The sequence below is a fragment of the Streptomyces sp. DvalAA-14 genome, assembly GCF_900091855.1.
GTDB lineage: Bacteria > Actinomycetota > Actinomycetes > Streptomycetales > Streptomycetaceae > Actinacidiphila.
Genome location: NZ_FMCH01000019.1, coordinates 1 through 17,007 on the forward strand (window position 1 = coordinate 1; position 17,007 = coordinate 17,007).

At 73.9% G+C, this 17,007-nt stretch carries 15 protein-coding genes and 1 pseudogene; 9 read left to right on the forward strand and 7 right to left on the reverse strand.

Translation table 11 applies throughout. The features are described from left to right. Positions 1-632: DUF2797 domain-containing protein (locus GA0115240_RS01300; protein WP_107407071.1), on the reverse strand; the 632-nt coding region annotated here is incomplete at its 3' end. A 362-nt stretch (positions 633-994) separates the two neighbouring features. Between GA0115240_RS01300 and GA0115240_RS01305 the strand changes: the two genes are divergently transcribed. From GA0115240_RS01305 to GA0115240_RS01315, 3 genes are read left to right on the forward strand one after another with little or no spacing between them, the layout of a single operon-like run. Next, positions 995-1,291, forward strand: coding sequence for an SHOCT domain-containing protein (locus GA0115240_RS01305; RefSeq protein ID WP_093734790.1), 297 nt, complete (start codon positions 995-997; stop codon positions 1,289-1,291). Next, on the forward strand, positions 1,288-2,088 hold the full coding sequence (locus GA0115240_RS01310; RefSeq protein WP_093734791.1) for an ABC transporter ATP-binding protein: 801 nt from the start codon (positions 1,288-1,290) through the stop codon (positions 2,086-2,088). The genes GA0115240_RS01305 and GA0115240_RS01310 overlap by 4 nt, the downstream gene beginning before the upstream one ends. Then, entirely contained in the window at positions 2,085-4,742 is a 2,658-nt protein-coding gene (locus GA0115240_RS01315; protein ID WP_093734792.1) for an ABC transporter permease, read from the forward strand. Before GA0115240_RS01310 ends, GA0115240_RS01315 begins: the two co-directional genes overlap by 4 nt. Before the next feature lie 109 nt (positions 4,743-4,851). On the opposite strand, the gene GA0115240_RS01320 is transcribed toward GA0115240_RS01315, so the two are convergent. Next, positions 4,852-5,355, reverse strand: coding sequence for an ATP-binding protein (locus tag GA0115240_RS01320; protein WP_093734802.1), 504 nt, complete (start codon positions 5,353-5,355; stop codon positions 4,852-4,854). 653 nt (positions 5,356-6,008) lie between these two features. On the opposite strand from GA0115240_RS01320, the gene GA0115240_RS01325 reads away from it, so the two are divergent. The 5 genes from GA0115240_RS01325 to GA0115240_RS01345 all read left to right on the forward strand — a co-directional run bounded on the left by GA0115240_RS01325 (position 6,009) and on the right by GA0115240_RS01345 (position 10,574). After that, a complete protein-coding gene (locus tag GA0115240_RS01325) occupies positions 6,009-6,872 on the forward strand; it encodes an alpha/beta fold hydrolase (RefSeq protein WP_370673255.1) in 864 nt (287 codons plus the stop codon). A gap of 52 nt (positions 6,873-6,924) precedes the next feature. Further along, on the forward strand, positions 6,925-7,716 hold the full coding sequence (locus tag GA0115240_RS01330; RefSeq protein ID WP_093734794.1) for a molybdopterin-dependent oxidoreductase: 792 nt from the start codon (positions 6,925-6,927) through the stop codon (positions 7,714-7,716). A 4-nt stretch (positions 7,717-7,720) separates the two neighbouring features. Further along, positions 7,721-8,419: a cytochrome b/b6 domain-containing protein gene (locus tag GA0115240_RS01335; RefSeq protein WP_256069411.1), complete on the forward strand. Its 699-nt coding sequence runs from the start codon at positions 7,721-7,723 to the stop codon at positions 8,417-8,419. 213 nt (positions 8,420-8,632) lie between these two features. Next, on the forward strand, positions 8,633-9,928 hold the full coding sequence (locus GA0115240_RS01340; protein WP_093734796.1) for a hypothetical protein: 1,296 nt from the start codon (positions 8,633-8,635) through the stop codon (positions 9,926-9,928). Between the two features lie 190 nt (positions 9,929-10,118). After that, positions 10,119-10,574: a hypothetical protein gene (locus GA0115240_RS01345; protein ID WP_093734797.1), complete on the forward strand. Its 456-nt coding sequence runs from the start codon at positions 10,119-10,121 to the stop codon at positions 10,572-10,574. An 84-nt stretch (positions 10,575-10,658) separates the two neighbouring features. Here GA0115240_RS01345 and GA0115240_RS01350 read toward each other — a convergent pair whose 3' ends face one another. From GA0115240_RS01350 to GA0115240_RS01370, 5 genes are all read right to left on the reverse strand, one after another. Then, entirely contained in the window at positions 10,659-11,498 is an 840-nt protein-coding gene (locus GA0115240_RS01350; RefSeq protein WP_093734803.1) for a DeoR/GlpR family DNA-binding transcription regulator, read from the reverse strand. Positions 11,499-11,662: 164 nt separating this feature from the next. After that, positions 11,663-14,062 carry a right-handed parallel beta-helix repeat-containing protein gene (locus GA0115240_RS01355; protein WP_093734798.1) on the reverse strand — a complete coding sequence of 800 codons (2,400 nt, stop codon included), beginning with the start codon at positions 14,060-14,062 and terminating at the stop codon, positions 11,663-11,665. 93 nt (positions 14,063-14,155) lie between these two features. Further along, complete coding sequence (locus tag GA0115240_RS01360) at positions 14,156-14,776, reverse strand: Rv1733c family protein (protein WP_093734799.1); 621 nt, start codon at positions 14,774-14,776, stop codon at positions 14,156-14,158. A gap of 97 nt (positions 14,777-14,873) precedes the next feature. Then, the gene (locus GA0115240_RS01365; protein WP_237554519.1) at positions 14,874-15,740 is read right to left on the reverse strand and encodes an MOSC domain-containing protein; all 867 of its coding nucleotides are present in this window, start codon (positions 15,738-15,740) and stop codon (positions 14,874-14,876) included. A 33-nt stretch (positions 15,741-15,773) separates the two neighbouring features. Next, entirely contained in the window at positions 15,774-16,415 is a 642-nt protein-coding gene (locus tag GA0115240_RS01370; protein WP_093734801.1) for a DUF6643 family protein, read from the reverse strand. A 194-nt stretch (positions 16,416-16,609) separates the two neighbouring features. Here GA0115240_RS01370 and GA0115240_RS01375 point away from each other — a divergent pair. Beyond that, positions 16,610-17,007: pseudogene (locus GA0115240_RS01375) on the forward strand (hypothetical protein); the annotation flags it as partial.

The window sequence follows — 17,007 nt, forward strand, 5'->3', positions numbered from 1 at the left end:
TGGTCGACGGCGTCGAACGGGCGCAGCCGCAGTGACTCCGGCAGCCGGTCCCGCAGGGCCGTCACCTCTTCGTACAGGCAGCGCAGTTCGGCCCGCCGCTGCTCGGCGCCGGGCAGCGTCCGGCGGGCGGCACGCTTCGCCCGGTCCGGCATCCGGTCGCGGACGCCCAGCGCCGCGCCCAGCAGCGCCTCGGTACGGCGCGCCGTCATCAGCGGTCCGTCGCCGAGGAAGGTGAAGCACACCGCGGCCTGTTCCAGGAGCCGGGCGCTGCCGCGTACCGTCGCGGTGATGCCGACCTTGTGCAGCCCCGGGCCGAAGTACGCCAGATAGACGGCGTACCGGCGCGGGTCGTCCACCCGGGTGTCCGCCGCCACCGACGAGGAGCGGTCCAGGGCCGCGCACGCCTCGCACTGGTCGCGCCGGGCCGCCGCGGGCAGTGCGGCCGCGTACGGGCACGCCGTCCACCGGCCGGCCCGCCACACCCCGCCGCACACCCGTATCGCCTCGGCGCCCACGGCGAAGGACAGCGTGCCGCCCACCCGCAAGGAACTGGTCCGCTCGCCCCGCCCCGGATGCCGCCACGCCCACACGGGAGCCCCGTCCCGCCACCGGATCCCGGTACAGCGCCACATGCCCTCCACCGTAGGCGCACCCTCCGACACTCCGGGGTCCGCCCGCCCGACGCCGCCCGCCGCTCGCCACCGACCCGGCCTCGCGGATCCAGGCGCCCCGGGAGCAGGCCGCCGCCCCCCGCCTACTCCCCGGGGAGCAGCCCGTTCGCCGCTGGCCGGAGGACGACTTCCGACGGCCGGCGGACCAGGCTCCAGTCAGTCGGAGAAACCGGCGGCCGACCGGTCGCACGGGTCGAGCGATTCGAGCGAGTCCAGCGAGTCGGCCGTGTCGATCGGGGTCGCCCGTGTCGATCGGGTCGGCCGTGTCCATCCGATGGCCCGGGTCGAAAGCCCGGAAGAGTCGAAAGAGGAGATGACCAGCGATGACCACCCTGGCGTGGCACGACGGCGGGCCCGGCCCGTGGATCTTGTTCCTTCCGCTGATCTGGGCGGCCGCCGTCGCCACCGTGATCACCGTGCTGCGCAGGACCGCGTGGCGCGGTCGCGGCGGCGAACCCTGGCGCCGCGCGACGGTCGGCGGCGAGCACACGCCGATCGCGGTGCTCGGCCGGCGGTTCGCGGCGGGGGAGATCGACGAGGACGAATACTGGCGGCGGCTGTCCGTGCTGGACGAGCACTTCGGCCGCGACCTGCGCGGCGGCAAGGGCGGGTCGGCATGAGCGGGGCGACGGTCCGCGGCTCGGCCACCGCGGCCCGGGTGGTCGAGGCGTCCAAGGTGTACGGCAGCGGCGACACCGCGGTCCGGGCCCTGGACGAGGTGACGGTGGGTTTCCCGGCCGGGCGCTTCACCGCGATCATGGGCCCGTCCGGCTCCGGCAAGTCGACCCTGATGCACTGCGCCGCCGGACTCGACACGCTCAGCTCCGGCGCGGCCTACATCGGCGACACCGAACTCGGCGCGCTGGGTGACCGCCGGCTGACGCTGCTGCGTCGCGAACGGGTCGGCTTCGTCTTCCAGTCCTTCAACCTGGTGCCCACCCTCACCGTCGCGGAGAACATCACCCTGCCGCTCGATCTGGCCGGCCGCCGCCCGGACGCCGAATGGGTGAACACGCTGGTGGCGGTCGTCGGTCTCGGCGACCGGCTGTCGCACCGGCCGAGTGAGCTCTCCGGGGGCCAGCAGCAGCGGGTCGCGGTGGCCCGCGCGCTGGCCGGACGGCCCGAGGTGGTCTTCGCCGACGAGCCGACCGGCAATCTCGACTCCCGCTCCGGCGGCGAGGTCCTGGAACTGCTCGGCCGGGCGGTGCGCGCCATGGGGCGCACGGTGGTGATGGTCACCCACGACCCGGTGGCCGCCGCCCACGCCGACGAGGTGGTCTTCCTCGCCGACGGGCGACTGGTGGACCGGCTGGAAGACCCCACCGCGGCCACGGTGCTCGACCGGCTGAAGGGCTTCGACGGCCGGCGGACCGGCACCGGGCAGGACACCGCCGTTCGGGGGAGTGCCTCCTCATGAGCCGCCTCCGCCCGACACCTGCCGGCCCGACACCTGCCGGCCCGACGCCCGCCGGCCCGGCGCCCGCCGAGCCCGACCCCTGGTCCCAGCAGCGGCGCAACGGCCCGGCCCGTACGTCGCTGCGCCTCGGCCTCGCCGCGATCCGCGCCCACCGACGCCGCTTCGCCGGCACCTTCGTCGCGGTCTTCCTCGGCGTCGCCTTCCTGGCCGGCACGATGGTCATGGGCGACACGCTGCGGGCCGGCTTCGGCAAGCTGTTCGCCGACGCCGACCGCGGCACCGACACCGTGGTGCGCGGCGCCGACCAGATCAAGGCCGGCACCGGCGCCGGCACCCGCAGGCCGGTGCCCACCGATCTGATCGCCGCCGTCCGGAAGGTGCCCGGAGTCGCCGCGGTCGCGCCCGACATCGAGGGCGCGGGCGAACTCGTCGCGCACAACGGCACCTCGCTGGACACCAAGGGCCCGACCGTGGCCGGCAACTGGATCGCCGACCGCGGGCTCAACCCGTACCGGCTGGTGGAGGGCCGCGCGCCGCGCGCCTCCGGCGAGGCGGTGATCAACCGCGACGCCGCCCGGAAGGCCGGACTGCGGATCGGCGACACCACTCTCCTGCGCACTCCCGATCCGGTGCCCATCACCATCGTGGGCGTGGCGACATTCGGTGGCGAGGACGGCGAGGGCCAGACCACCTTCACCGCGCTCACCAGCGGTGACGCCGAGCGCTATCTGATGCCGGGGCCCGGCGAGGCCACCACCCTCAAAATCCGGGCGGCCCCCGGTACCGACGCCCGGCAGCTCACCGAGCGGGTGGCGCGGGTACTGCCCACCCGCTACGAGGCGATCACCGGACAGCAGGCGAGCGACGAGACCGAGGACGCCACCGCGGGCACCTTCCTGACCGTCTTCACCACCTTGCTGGTGGTCTTCGCCGGTATCGCCCTGCTGGTGGCCACCTTCAGCATCCACAACACCTTCGCGATCGTCGTCGCCCAGCGCACCCGGGAGAACGCGCTACTCAGGGCGCTCGGCGCGAGCCGCCGCCAGGTGCTCGGCTCGACCCTCGCCGAGGCCGCCGCGGTGGCCTGCGCCGCCTCGCTGGCCGGGCTGCTCGGCGGGATCGGCGTCGCGGCCGGCCTCCAGGCGCTGTTCCCCGCCGTCGGCTTCCCCTTCCCCGGCGGCGGACTGGTGATCCATGCCACCGCGTTGGCCGTGCCGCTCGCCGTCGGCCTGCTGGTGTGCACCGGCTCGGCCGCCATGCCCGCGGTCCGGGCCGGGCGCACCGCGCCGGTCGCCGCGCTGCGGGAGACCGCGACCGACAGCTCCGGGGCATCCCGGTGGCGCGCGGCCACGGGGCTGGGGGCGGGAGCGGCGGGTATCGCGCTGACCGCGGTGGGTGTGGCCGGACCGAGCCTGCCGCTGACCGGGCTCGGCGCGGTGCTGACCGCGGCCGCCTTCGTCGTCCTCGGCCCGGTCGCGGCATCGGTGGCCGTTCGGCTGCTGGGCGCGCCGGTCGGCCGGCTGCGCGGTGCGACCGGGGTGCTCGCCCGGCGCAACGCGCTGCGCAGCCCCCGGCGGACCGCCGCCACCGCCACCGCGCTCATGATCGGTGTGGCGGTGGTCTCCTTGTTCACCGTCGTCGGCGCCTCGCTGAAGGAGACCACGAGCCGGACGGTGGACCGCTCCTTCGCCGGCGACGTGGCGATCAGCGCGCAGGTCTACGGCGCGGGCGGCGCCGGACTCAGCCCGCGCATCGCACCCGCGGTGGCGAGACTCCCGCAGGTCCGGGAGGCGGTGGGCCTCGGCCGCGGCATCGCCGAGGTCGACGGCCGCGGGCGGCAGTTGACCGTCACCGATCCGGTCGCGCTGTCCCGGCTCCTCGACCTCGGCGCCGTCCGCGGGTCGCTGGCGGACCTCGGCACCCATGCCATCGCGGTCGCGCGGAGCGAGGCGGACAAGCGCGGCTGGACCACCGGCAGCCGGGTCGGCCTGGTGTTCGCCGACGGGCAGCGCGTGCCGTTCACCGTCGGCGCGGTCTACGACCGGGCCGATCTGGCCGGCGACTACCTGATCACCCGCGCGGCCTGGGCGCCGCACCACATCCAGGACAAGGACACCCTGGTCGCCATCGGCTTCCGGCCCGGCGTGGGCACGGCCGCCGGGAAGGCCGCGGTGACCCGGGCGGTGGCGGCCTTCGGCGCACCCGCTGTGCAGACCAGGAGCGAGTACGCGAAGTCCGCCGGGGCCGGCATCGACACCTTCCTCACGCTGGTCTACGCACTCCTGGCGCTCGCCGTGCTGATCGCCCTGCTCGGCATCGCCAACACCCTCGCCCTCGCGGTGCACGAACGCACCCGGGAGCTCGGGCTGTTGCGCGCGGTCGGCCAGACCCGGGCCCAACTGCGGTCCATGGTCCGCTGGGAATCGGTGCTGGTCGCCGCCTTCGGTACGGCGGGCGGCCTCGGCCTCGGCACGTTCCTCGGCTGGGCGCTGGTCCGGGCCACCGACAGCGACGGCAGCGGCGCGTTCGCGATCGCGCCGACCCGGCTGGCGGTCGTGCTGCTGGTCGGTGTCGCGGCGGGCGTCCTGGCCGGATGGCGGCCCGCACGGCGGGCGGCCCGGCTGGACATCCTGCGGGCCGTCGCCGCCGACTGACACCCGCGTGCGGGCTCCGCCGGGCACGGTTCCCGTACCGCTGGACCGGCCGCCGTCTCCCCACGGAAGGCGGTGGCCGGTCCGACTCATTTCGGGTGTGGGCCCGGTGTCAAGCGACCGACGCCGCCACGGCGAGGCGGCCCGGAACGACGCGCTCCTGCGGCATGCTGGTCGCTTTGAGCGGGACCAGTGTCGGAGCCGCCATCGGGGTGCGGAGCACGAACCACACCACCTTGCCGGCGGCATCGGGCAGCAGGTCCGTGCCCCAGCCGTCGCTCATCGCCTCGACCATGGCCAGACCGCGGCCGGTGGTGGCGGTCGGCTCCATCGGCCGCAGATGGGGCAATCGCGGATCGTGGTCCGAGACGGCCACGGTGAGGCGGTCGAAGGCCAGAGTCAGCTTCACCGCGCACTTCTTGTCGGGCCTGGCGTGACGATGGACGTTGGCCAGCAGCTCGCTGATACCGGTCGACGCCGCGTCGACGAGCGGGTCGAGGCGCCAGTAGCGGAGCTGGGCGGAAACGATGCGCCGGATCTGCTGGATCCGGTACGGGTGCGCTTCCAATGCGAGCGCACACTCTCTGGCCGCTGGATCGGCCTGGTCGGCTTGCATGATCACGGCTGCGACTCCCTCCGCGGCGAGGAACCGGCCACCGCACATAGGGAGGCCAGGCCTGGCGCCGCTCCAATGGGAACATCTGAGCGAAATGCGTAGAGTTACTGCTGCAGTACTCCGTGATGCTCCTTCAGGGTCACCCCGCGCCCGGCGCGGCGCAACTTCCGGCGTGGCGGGACGGGGCCGGCGGCCGGCCCGGGGATCCGGTCAGGCGGGGCGGTCCGACGGCAGCCGGTGGCCTTGCCGCCCGCCCGGGCCCGGGGACCGGACCGCGAGGCTCCACGGCGGGCGGTGGCGCGTCGGGCGCGACGGTGGTACGGGCGCGACGGGGCCGGGCCGATGGCGCAACGGCCGAAGAGTGATCCGACCCGGCGACCCCGCGACAGGACTCCGATCGGCCCTGCCCTCCCGAGGCACGCCCGTCCGGGCTCCGCGCTCAACGGTCGCACTGCGGCACCCTCATGACGGCCCGTCGGCAAGCAAGGGGAGAGGCCGGTCCCGTTCGGCCGTCGTCCCGGGCCGCGCCCGGCCCTTCGCGCCCCGTCGCAGCCCGCGCCCAGCGTGTCCCCGAGATCACCGGAGGGGATTGCCCCGCCAAAACCCCGGCCATAGGCTCGGGTTGTCCGCTCGGCAGAGGGGGAAACGCCCAGGTGAGCACCGCATCCGTCAACGGCATCGACATCGCGTACGAGGACACCGTCGGCAGCGGCGCCACCGGCGCCACCGGAACGAACGGCCGGCCGGAGGTGCTGCTCGTCCACGGGCACCCGTTCGACCGGACGATGTGGGCCCCGCAGATCGCGGAGTTGGGTCGGCAGGGAGTGCGGGCGGTGGCGCCCGATCTGCGCGGCTACGGGGAGACGACGGTGGTGCCCGGAGTGACGCCGCTGGAGACGTTCGCCGGGGACCTGGTCGCGCTGCTGGATCAGCTGGGGATCGGGCGCGCGGTGGTGTGCGGGCTGTCGATGGGTGGGCAGATCGTGCTGGAGTTCTACCGACTTTTTCCCGAGCGGGTGGCGGCGCTGGTGCTCGCGGACACCTTCGCGCGCGGCGAGACCCCGGACGGCAAACGGGAGCGCCGGGAGCGGGCCGAGCGGCTGGTGGCCGAGGGCATGGCGGGCTACGCCCATGAGGTGCTGGACAAGATGATCACGCCGGCCAACGTCGCGGACCTGCCCGACGTGGCGGATCACGTCCTCGCGATGATGACGGGCGCGCCGCCGCAGGGTGCCGCCGCCGCGCTGCGCGGGCGGGCCGAGCGACCGGACTACAGCGGCATGCTGGCGGACATCGACGTCCCCACGCTGGTACTGGTCGGACGCGACGACGCCTTCACACCGGTCGGGGACGCGGAGTTCCTGCGCGACCGGATCCCGGGCGCGCGGCTGGCGGTGATCGAGGGGGCCGGGCACCTGCCGAATCTGGAGCGGCCGGCCGAGTTCAACGCCGAACTGGTCGCGCACCTGGCGGCGCTCCCGGCCGGGCCCGGCGGCACGGATATGACGAAAGTCTGACGTTTTCCGATCGCCCCTGGCCAGCGAGCCGCGCACGTGCTCGAATCAGCGCATGGAAGACCGCACGCCGCGCCCGGTGAAAACACCGGTTCCGCTCTCCGGCGCAGACGCCAAGGATTCCGCGGACCCCGAGGAGCAGAAGGGCGGCAGCCCGGTGGGCCGCCGCCTGGTCCTCGGCATGCTCGGTCTCGGCGCAGCGGGGGTGGCGGTCGGCGGCGGCGTCCAGGACAAGCTGGACACGATCCTGGCCTCCGTCACCACCAGGGACCCCACCGGCGTCACCTCGCTGCTGCCCGGCGGCGGCGGATTCCGCTTCTACTCGGTCTCCAACTCCATCCCGCACCGCGGCGAGGCCGACTACCGGCTGACCATCGGCGGCCTGGTGGACAAACCGGTCACCTACCGGCTGTCCGACCTGCGGGCCCTGCCCCAGGTGCGGATGGTCCGGGATGTGCAGTGCGTCACCGGCTGGCGGGTGCCGAAGACCGCCTTCTCCGGGGTGCGCCTGTCCACCCTGCTCGACGCGGCCGGGGTACAGGACAAGGGCGCCGCACTCCGCTTCACCTGCTTCGACGGCGTCTACAGTGAGAGCCTCACCCTCGACCAGGCCCGCCGCAGCGACATGCTGGTGGCCCTGACCATGAACGACAAGCCGGTCACCGACGCGCACGGCGGCCCGGTCCGGCTGTACGCCGCGCCCATGTACTTCTACAAGTCCGCGAAGTGGCTGTCCGGCATCACGGTCACCAAGGACGTCGAGCCCGGTTACTGGGAGCACTACGGATATGACGTGGACGGGTGGGTCGGGAAATCGAACGGCCGGCATGATGACCCGACTTCATGAGTCGATGGCCAGGGCCGAGGAGTCCCGGGGGGCCGGCTGGATCCGGCGCTTCACCCGCGCCGAGACCTGGGTGCACCGCTCGCTGGCCTGGCTGATGGGCATCTGTGTCTTCACCGCGGCCAGCCTGTACTTTCCGCCGCTCGCCGAGATCGTGGGCCGGCGCAGGCTGGTGGTGACGGTCCACGAGTGGTCGGGCCTCGCGCTGCCCGTGCCGCCGCTGCTCGGCCTGGCCTCGCGCGCCTTCCGGGCGGACGCCGGCCGGCTCGGCCGGTTCTTCCCGCACGACTGGCGCTGGCTGCGGGTCACGCTGCGCCGCCGCCGGCGGGAATCGAGCCTGGCGGGCAAGTTCAACGCCGGCCAGAAGCTCTACGCGGCATTCAGCGTGGGCGCGATCCTGCTCATGCTCGGCACCGGACTGATCATGTGGTTCACCCGGCTGACCCCGCTGGTGTGGCGGACCGGCGCCACGTTCGTGCACGACTGGCTCTTCCTGCTCGTGATCGCCGTCATCACCGGCCACGTCCGATTCGCGGCGAAGGACCCCGAGGCCCGCAGCGGGCTGCGCACCGGCTATGTCACGCACTGGTGGGCCCGGGCGGAGCACCCGCTGTGGCGCCCGGACCCGCCGGCGCCCCCGAAGTCGCCAGAGCCGCCGAAGTCGCCAGAGCCCCTGAAGTCGTCGGAACCGCCGCCCGCGCCGTAGTCGACGGGCCGTCGGCCTCGCACTTCGCAGCCGTTCCGTTACACCCAGGACACCACCCGGTCGTCATCGGGCCACCGGGGCTTCGCCGCCGGAACCTAGCGTCACAATATGACGACGCCTCAGACGACGACGCGGCCGGCGGGGGGCGGGCCCTCCCGGGAGCCCGCGGCGCAGGCGCCCCGTCCCGAACCCTATCGGCCGCCGCGTCGCCCGATGGGCCGTCCGGGTCCGCGCCGGCTGGGCATACGCGCGGCGGTCGCCCTCGTCCTGCTCGGAACGCTCTGCGCGCTGGCGGTCACCGGCTCGGTCGCGGTCCGGCGCGACACCGACGCGTTGCGCACCAGCGTCACCCAACGCGCCGCTGTGGCGGCTCAGTTGCGCTTCGCCCTGGCCGACCTCGACGCGCAGCGCGCCGACACCCTCGCGCCCGGCCAGTCCGCCGCCAACGCCAATGTGCAGGTCGGCAACGAACTGGTCGCGCTCATCACCGCCCAGCAGCGGCGTGGCCAAGTCAGCGACCTGCTCCGCCAGTTGGGCGCGGACGCCGATCAGGGCAGCCAGGTCCGCGCCCTGCTCGACGCACTCGGCCGCTACGACGACCTCAGCGGACGCGCCGCCTACGTGGACGAGCAGGAACCGAACCGGGCGGCCGGCCACCCGCCGGCGATCGCCGTCTCCATGAACGTGCAGGCCGGCGAGGTGATGCGGGACGAGCTGCTGCCCGCCGCCTCGGCGCTGTCGGCCGCGTACCAGAAGCAGGCCGCCGACCGGCAGGCCCAGGTCCACGACACGGCCGTCCGCTGGGCGCTCACCGTCGGCCTGCTGGGCCTGGTGACGCTGCTGCTGCTGGTGTGGTGGCAACGCGAACTGACCCGTGACTACCGCCGGTTGCTCAGCCTGCCGCTGCTGGCCGGCACCGCCGCCGTGCTCGCCGTCACCCTGGCCGGCTCCATCGCCCTGACCTCTTGCGCGAGCGAGGTGAACACCGCCGTCAGCCAGGGCCTGCGCCCGTGGACCCGGCTGGCCGAGGCGCGGGCGGTGGCCGCCCAGGCCGCCGCCACCGAGAGTCGCTGGTTCGTGCACGACTCGGCCTTCGGCGCCGCGGACGCGGTCCGGTTCACTGCCCTCACCGAGCGCCTGGACACGCTGCTGGCACCCGACGGCTACGCCACCGCGGCCGAGCGTCCGGCGTACCAGGACGTCCTGGCCCGCTACGGCCACTTCCGCGCCGACGACCGGCGGCTGCGCGCGCTGAAGGCGGCGGGCAACACCGACGGGGCCGCGACGGTGCTCACCGAGGTCGGCCGCGGCGACGTCGCCTTCGACTTCTGGGACTTCGCGACCACCCTCGACACCCTGGCCGGCCGGCAGCTGGCCGAATTCAGCGCGCACGCCGCCGACGCCCGCGGTTCGCTGGACGGCTGGCCCGCGGTGCCCGCCGGCGCCCTCGGCCTGGCCGGAGTGCTGGTGCTGCTGGCCGTACGGCCCCGGTTCGCCGAATACCGCTGACGGCCGGCACCGCGCCGGCTCCCGGCGGAAGCGGGAATCGGAACCGGCGCCCGGGACCGGCCTGGAACCGAACTTGTGGGTTCACTCGTTCGAGCGGTAATAGTGGGCTACGAACTGTTGATTCGCCTGTGGGGGGCACCACGCGACCGGCTCGCGGCCTCAACACGCTGCACGAGACGGGACGCGTACCGTGACCACCGATTCATCCCCTGCCCCTGAGGGCGAGCCGTCCCTGCCCGATGAGGTCTGGGACCAGTTCCTGCGGGACACCGAGAGCGACATCCGGGCCAGCGCCCCCAAGGAACCGTCCGCGCGGGCCAGGATTGTCGCCCGGCGGCTGCGCGAGGAGGAAGCGCGGCTCGCCGAGGAGAGCAGGCGCCGCCCCGGCCGCCGGAGCGGCCGCCCCGGCGCCCCCCGGGCCTGGCGCTCCGGGACCACCGACGCCGCCGAGGACCGGCAGCGGCGCCGCAGCCGGCTGCGCGGCATGGCGGCCGTCGTCCTGGTGGTGGTCCTGCTGCTGATCGTGCTCGCGCCCGGCCGCGCCTGGTCCTTCATCCGGGGCGACGGGTGGCACGACGGCGCCCCCGGGCCCGCGCCGACCAGCGTCCAGCCGCAGCCCGGCCCGGGACACACCATCCGTACCTGAGCACCGGGCCCCGCCGGACACACCCCGAGGCAGCGCCGGGCCGGTGTGCGGCAGCAGCCGGGCAGGCGGACCGGTGCCGCGCTGTCAGCCCTCCGCGCCGTCGCCGCCCGGCTCACCCGCGACGATCAGGTCCGCCAGGTGCTCGGCGATCTCCGCGCGCAGCACCTCGGGGATGCCCGCGTCCGTCACCAGTGTCCCCACGTCCTCCAGCGAGGCGAAGGAACTCAGGCCCACCGTCCCCCACTTGGTGTGGTCGGCGATGACGACCACCCGGCGCGCCGAGCGGACGAACTGCCGGTTGGTCTCCGCCTCGGCCAGATTCGGCGTGGACAGGCCGGCCTCCACCGAGATGCCGTGCACACCCAGGAACAGCAGGTCGAAGTGCAGCGACTGGATGGCCCGGTCCGCCACCGGTCCGACCAGGGTCTCGGACGGGGTACGCACCCCGCCGGTGATCACCACGGTCGCGGAGGCGTCGCCGTGCCCGGCGCCGGGACGGCGCTGCCCGGACTGGAACACATCGGCGACCCGGACCGAGTTGGTCACCACCGTCAGGTCCGGCACCTCCAGCAGGTGGTGGGCGAGGGCGAACGCGGTGGTGCCGCCGGCCAGGGCAATGGCACTGCCCGGCGGGACCAGGGCCGCGGCCGCCCTGGCGATGGCCTCCTTCGCGCCCAGTTCCAGGCCCGACTTCGCCTCGAAGCCCGGCTCGTGGCTGCTGGCCTCCACCACCGGCACCGCGCCGCCGTGCACCTTCTCCACCACGCCCTGCCGGGCCAGCGCGTCGAGATCCCGGCGCACGGTCATGTCCGAGACGTTCAGCCGGCGGGTGAGTTCATTGACCCGCACCCCGCCGCGCCGTCGCACCTCGTCCAGGATCAGAGCCCGCCGCTGCTCTGCGAGGAGGTTCTGGTTGTCGCTCACCCGTGACCCCGTCCCGTCCGTGTCGTTGTGCACCATGCCCTACGCCGAAGTGCTGCGGTCATCCTTCCACGGGTGGGGCGGCCGGTGTACGCCGGATGAAGCGGTGCCCGGCCCCCGCCTCCCGCGGCCGGCCCGCCACCCGCTCACCGGGCCGGCCGACCGCCTCAGGGCAGCTCCGGCAGGTCCTCCGGGTAGAGCAACTGCAGTTCGGCATGCGTCGGCTCGGCGACATGCGCCAGCCGTACGGCATGCCGCTCCACCATCGCCTCGAAGGTCTGCCGCGCGGACCGGCCGTTGCCGAACGCCGGACCCTTCGGCAGCGCCGTGAAGTACTTCAACAGCGCCTCGCGGGTGTCCTCGCCGAGCTGGTACTCGTGCTCGGCGACCTGCGACTCCACGATGCTCACCAGTTCCTGCGACGTGTAGTCGCCGAAGGTGATGGTCCGGGAGAAGCGGGACGCCACCCCCGGGTTGGAGGCCAGGAAGCGGGCCATCTCCTCGGTGTAGCCGGCCACGATGACCACCACCGCGTCCCGGTGGTCCTCCATCAGCTTCACCAGGGTGTCGATGGCCTCGCGGCCGAAGTCCCGCCCGGCGTCCTCCGGGGCCAGCGCGTACGCCTCGTCGATGAACAGCACCCCGCCGCGCGACCGGTCGAACGCCTCCTGGGTGCGGATCGCGGTGGAGCCGATGTGCTCGCCCACCAGATCCACCCGCGACACCTCCACCAGGTGGCCGCGCTCCAGCACGCCGAGCGAGGCGAGGATCTCGCCGTACAGCCGGGCCACCGTGGTCTTGCCGGTGCCGGGGGAGCCGGTGAAGACCAGGTGCCGCCGCGCCGAGGGTGCCTTCAGCCCGGCCTGCTCCCGGCGGCGGCCCACCGCGATCAGGTCTATCAGGGTGCGGACCTCGCGTTTGACGCTGTCCAGGCCGACCAGCGCGTCCAGATCGCCGAGCACGTCGTCGCTCTCCCGGGCTGGGGGAGCGGCCGGTTCGGCCGCGCGCTGTTCGGGCACGCCGCTGAGCAGACCGTACGACTGGGACGCGGTCGCCTGCGCGGCCACCGCGCCGGCCGGGACCGGCGCCGGGCGCTCCTCGCCGGCCGCCTGGTCGCTGGTGCAGCCGTCGGTGACCGGGCCCGGCTCGGCGAACTCGTAACCGCCGCGGGCACAGCGCTCGGTACGGCACCGGGTCAGGGTGGACCGGCAGCCGTCGATGACGTGGAAACCGTATCCGCGGCTGCCGGTGACCCGGACCTCGGTGAAGGTGCCGCGGCCCTCGGCGGAGACATAGACGCCCGACTCGACCGGGTTGGTGACCGTACAGCGCTCCAGCGCCGGATCGGCGCCCTTGGTGACGATCACCCCGGTCGTCGTCTCGTCGATGGTGACCTGGGCGAGGGTGCCGCCGCTGCCGTGGTCGCGGAACCAGGCGCCGGTGGCGGCCCGGCTGATCCGGCAGTCGTCCAGCTGGATGTTGGCGCCGTCGCTGACCGACACCGCGGTGTTGCGGATCTGGCTGAAATCGCTGTCCACCACGTCGGCCCGCGAACCGCGGTCCAGCACGAACAGCGCGTCGGGCACGTCGTGGACCCGGCAGGAATCCAGTATGGCCACCGCGCCGTCGCTCACCCACACCGCGGGATAGTCGCCCGTGCTGTCGTGGATCTCGCAGCTGTCCGCGTCGACCCGGGTGCCGGGGTCCCAGACCGACAGGCCGTTGCGGCCGAAGCCGCGGACCGCGCAGCGGGTGAGGGTGAGCACCGAACGAGCCCGCAGGTCGACCGCGTTCTCCGGGATGTCGTGGATGTCGCAGTCGGCCAGGGTCAGCGTCGCGTCGGTGTCCAGGGCGACGCCGTCCCCGGTGGTGCGGTGCACCTGGCAGTCGGTGAAGTGCCCGGTCGCCCGGGCGGATACCTGCACCCCGGTGCCGCGGATCTCGAACACCTCGCAGCCCACCGCCTCCAGCGCGCTGTTCTCGCCGGTCACCGAGATGCCGGCGCCCGAGGTGTGGTGCACCCGGCAGCGCTCGAGGCGCGGCCCGGCGCCGCCGCGTACCGCGATGCCGGTCTGCCCCGCGGCGACCACCTCGCACTCCTCGAACAGCCCGCCCGCGCCCTCCAGCACGCTGATGCCGAGCCCGGCGGGATTGTCCACGGTGCAGCGCCGCACGGTCGGGCGCGCGCCGTCGCGCACTTCCAGCCCAACCGCCGAGCGGGTGTTGATCCGCAGCCCGGACAGCTCCGGGGTGCTGGCCTCCACCAGCAGCGCGGCGGACGAGGTGTCCTGGCCCTCCACCAGCAGGTCCAGCACGGTCGCCGCGGCCCGCAGGGTCAGTGCCACCCCGGAGGGCGGCGCGATCCGGACGGTGCCGGGACCGTCCGCGCAGCGCAGGGTCACCGCGTGGTCCAGCACGAGATTCTCCCGGTAGGTACCCGGGCTCACCGACAGCACGTCACCGTCGCCCGCCGCCTCCAGTGCGGCGGCGAGCGTCTCGTACTCACCTGTGCGGCGGCGCCACCGCGAGCTGTTCTGATTGGTGACCTGCACCACGCCATGTGCCATCGGGCTGCTCTGCCCCCACCTCTTGCGTCGGCCGACCGGGGATGCAACCGTAGCGCGCGCAGCGGCCCGGTGTTGACGCCAGCCGGAGGGTGGTCATCCGCCGGCGCCCGCGCGGCCCCAGTCCTGCCCGACCCGGGCCCATTCCCGCTCCCAGGAGTCCAGCCTGCGGCGCATCAGACGCCACATCAGCACCTGGCGGGTGATCAGCAGCAGACCCCCGGCCGAGGTGGCGGCGGCCGTACCGGCCAGCACCGAATGCGTGGTGGCGGTCGCCGAGTCCAGCGGCGGCGGGACCAGCCGGCCGGCCCGGTCCGTCCACAGCAGGATCCTGCCCTGCTGCCAGACCTCCAGGTCCACCGAGACCGTCGTGGTGTGCTCCGAGTGGTCGGGCGCCGTCCAGTGCAGCACGTCGCCCCGGGCGCCGGCCGCCCTGCCACCGGCCTGGGTCGCGGAACCGGACAGGGACCGGCCGGCCGCCTTGGCGGGCGCCATCACCGTCGCGGTGACCAGGAAGCGCGCGGACCGCTGGGCGCGCGCCACCCGTTGCAGCGTGCGGTCCACCGACTGGCCCGACCACCAGCCGAAGACGGGCACCAGACAGAACAGCAGCGCGGTGAGCACTCCGAGCCACGCCTCGATCACGTCGCTGCGCCGGCGCAGGCTGTTGCGCCGCCACCGCCACCCGACCTGCTTCAGCCTCTTGCGGCGACGCACTGACCGGTTCGCTGACGGACCCACGGGCAGCCACCCCCTTCACACCCGTTCGGTTTCCGCGAACGGAGGGACTCATGCACAGCACAGTTGGGATCTGTTACTCCACCACCAAGAACGGGTCACCGACCCGCAGGGTTCCGGAATACTCGGGAATCAGATTCTGGCCGAAAAGCAGTTTCGCGCCGAAGTTCCGGTGCCGGGCCAACGTGCGCAGCGGCTCCTTGCCCCGGGCGCCGGTCCGCTGGTCGGTGGTGGTGACCACGCAGCGTCCGCACGGCTTGGGCACCCGGAAGTCGACCTCGCCGATCCGCACCCGGCGCCAACCGTCCTCCGCCCAGGGGCCGGTGCCGTCGACGACCACATTCGGCCGGAAACGGTTCATCGGCAGCGGACCTTCCTCGGCCCGGTCGCCCTGCGCGATCAGGGCGTTGAGGGCGTCCAGCGAGGCGGTGGTGGTGACGAGCAGCGGATAGCCGTCGGCCAGGCTCACCGTGTCACCGGGCCGCGCGAACTCGGGGTCGACGGGCCGGCGGACGGCCGGGTCGTCCAGGTGCACCAGCCGCACCGGCGCGGCCAGGACATCGCAGAACCAGCGGTCGGCGGCGGCGCCGGCCGGCCGTACCTCGATCGTGTTGGAAAACAGACCCGCCGTCTCCAGCGGTCCGGGCGGGGGCACCGCGACGTCGAGCGGATCACGGCCCGGGGCGCGCACCCGCAGGCCGCCACCCCCCACGGGTTCGGCGGCCAGCAGGGCGAGACGGGCGTTCTCCCGCTGGGTCACGGCTTTGCGCGTGCGGACGTCGATCAGCATCCAGCGGCGGTCCCCCGCGAGCCCCCACGGCTCCACGACCGCCTGACCGGGACTGATCCCGTGCAGCGACTTGACCGGATAGACGTGCAGCGCGCTCACGGCGGGCGCGGTGGTGCGAAGCGTGGTCTCCCGCTCCAGCCGAGGCATTGTCATACAGCCATCCTCGCAGGCGCCGGATCGGGGCGGTCAGCCCTGGTAGTAGCCGCCGTTCTGCTGCTGGGGAGGCACGCCGAGACCGAGATTGCGGCGCGGGTACTGCTCCTCCGGGTGGCCGCCGGGCATCTGCCGCGGCTGCATCGGACGCGGCGGCACCGGGCGGGCGGCCTCGTACCCGCCGGGCGACGGCTGCGGGGCCTGGGCGGGATAGCCGGCGCCGTTGCTGTTCCCGTAGCCGTTTCCGTAGCTGTTGCCGCTCCCGTTGCCGCTCCCGTTGCCGTTTCCATAGCCGTTGTAGGCGGGCCGCGGTGCCGGCGCCTGCTGCGGGATGTAAGTGGTCGGCTGCTGCTGGTAGCCGGGCGTCGGATATCCGTTCTGCGCCGGACCGGGCATCGGCGGCGGCACCGGCTGCGGGTACTGCGAGGGCGCCGACGGGCCGGGCGGCAGGGCGGGCAGCGCGGCTGGCAGGGCCGGGAGATTGCTGCCGCCGCCATAGGAGTTGTAGCCACCCGTCTCGTACGGAGAGTAAGCGGCCGGTACGCGGATGGGGGCGATCTGCGGAGTGCCGCGCTCGGCGACGAGGCTGTCGTAGATCGGTGTGTCCGGGAAGGACGAGGAGGAGGGGTAGTAGCCGCCGTAGCCGCCACCATACGAACCGCGGGGGGTGGTCATGAGCCATAAGTTAAGCCCACGATGTGGTCGTTGGGGAGACCGATTAGAAGGTTGTTTGGCCTGCGGTGAGTGACCGACTGTCCTCAATATGAGCGAATCCGTGAAAAACGGTCAGCACGTCATGGTGTGATCAGGTAAAACGCATGCGCCGAGGGGGTTACCGGGGGTCTCGGCGCGCTGGGGAGGGGGAGCGGATGAGCCTGCGCAAAGGGGAGAACACGGGCCTGCCGACGGCGGCCGTGCGACTGCAGTTCGGCCGCCGGGCGGAGGCCGGGCCGGCGCGCGCCCACGCGTGCGTGCTGCTGGTCTCGGCGGGCCCGGGCGGCGGCGACGGGGCGGTGCGCGACGCCGGCGATCTGGTGCATCCGGGCGCGCCCGTGCACCCCGGCGGCGCGATCCGGTACGAAGGCAGCGACGTCGTCGACGGGTACGCGGTCGACACCGTCGCCGTGGACCTCGCGTCGCTCGCTGACGCGGTCACCTCGGTGGTCCTGGTCGCCCGCGGCGACGGCACCCCCTTCGGGCGGATCCCCGGAGTCGTGGGCGGGCGTCCGGTCGCGAGGGCGAGCGGCTCACCCACTTCGACTGCGCG

What these genes read in the sequence shown, in the direction of transcription:
- GA0115240_RS01305 (WP_093734790.1), top strand. Translation starts at nt 995, where the DNA reads ATGACCACCCTGGCGTGGCACGACGGCGGGCCCGGCCCGTGGATCTTG.
- GA0115240_RS01310 (WP_093734791.1), top strand. Translation starts at nt 1,288, where the DNA reads ATGAGCGGGGCGACGGTCCGCGGCTCGGCCACCGCGGCCCGGGTGGTC.
- GA0115240_RS01315 (WP_093734792.1), top strand. Translation starts at nt 2,085, where the DNA reads ATGAGCCGCCTCCGCCCGACACCTGCCGGCCCGACACCTGCCGGCCCG.
- GA0115240_RS01320 (WP_093734802.1), bottom strand. Translation starts at nt 5,355, where the DNA reads ATGCAAGCCGACCAGGCCGATCCAGCGGCCAGAGAGTGTGCGCTCGCA.
- GA0115240_RS01330 (WP_093734794.1), top strand. Translation starts at nt 6,925, where the DNA reads ATGGAAGACCGCACGCCGCGCCCGGTGAAAACACCGGTTCCGCTCTCC.
- GA0115240_RS01335 (WP_256069411.1), top strand. Translation starts at nt 7,721, where the DNA reads ATGGCCAGGGCCGAGGAGTCCCGGGGGGCCGGCTGGATCCGGCGCTTC.
- GA0115240_RS01340 (WP_093734796.1), top strand. Translation starts at nt 8,633, where the DNA reads ATGGGCCGTCCGGGTCCGCGCCGGCTGGGCATACGCGCGGCGGTCGCC.
- GA0115240_RS01355 (WP_093734798.1), bottom strand. Translation starts at nt 14,062, where the DNA reads ATGGCACATGGCGTGGTGCAGGTCACCAATCAGAACAGCTCGCGGTGG.
- GA0115240_RS01365 (WP_237554519.1), bottom strand. Translation starts at nt 15,740, where the DNA reads ATGACAATGCCTCGGCTGGAGCGGGAGACCACGCTTCGCACCACCGCG.
- GA0115240_RS01370 (WP_093734801.1), bottom strand. Translation starts at nt 16,415, where the DNA reads ATGACCACCCCCCGCGGTTCGTATGGTGGCGGCTACGGCGGCTACTAC.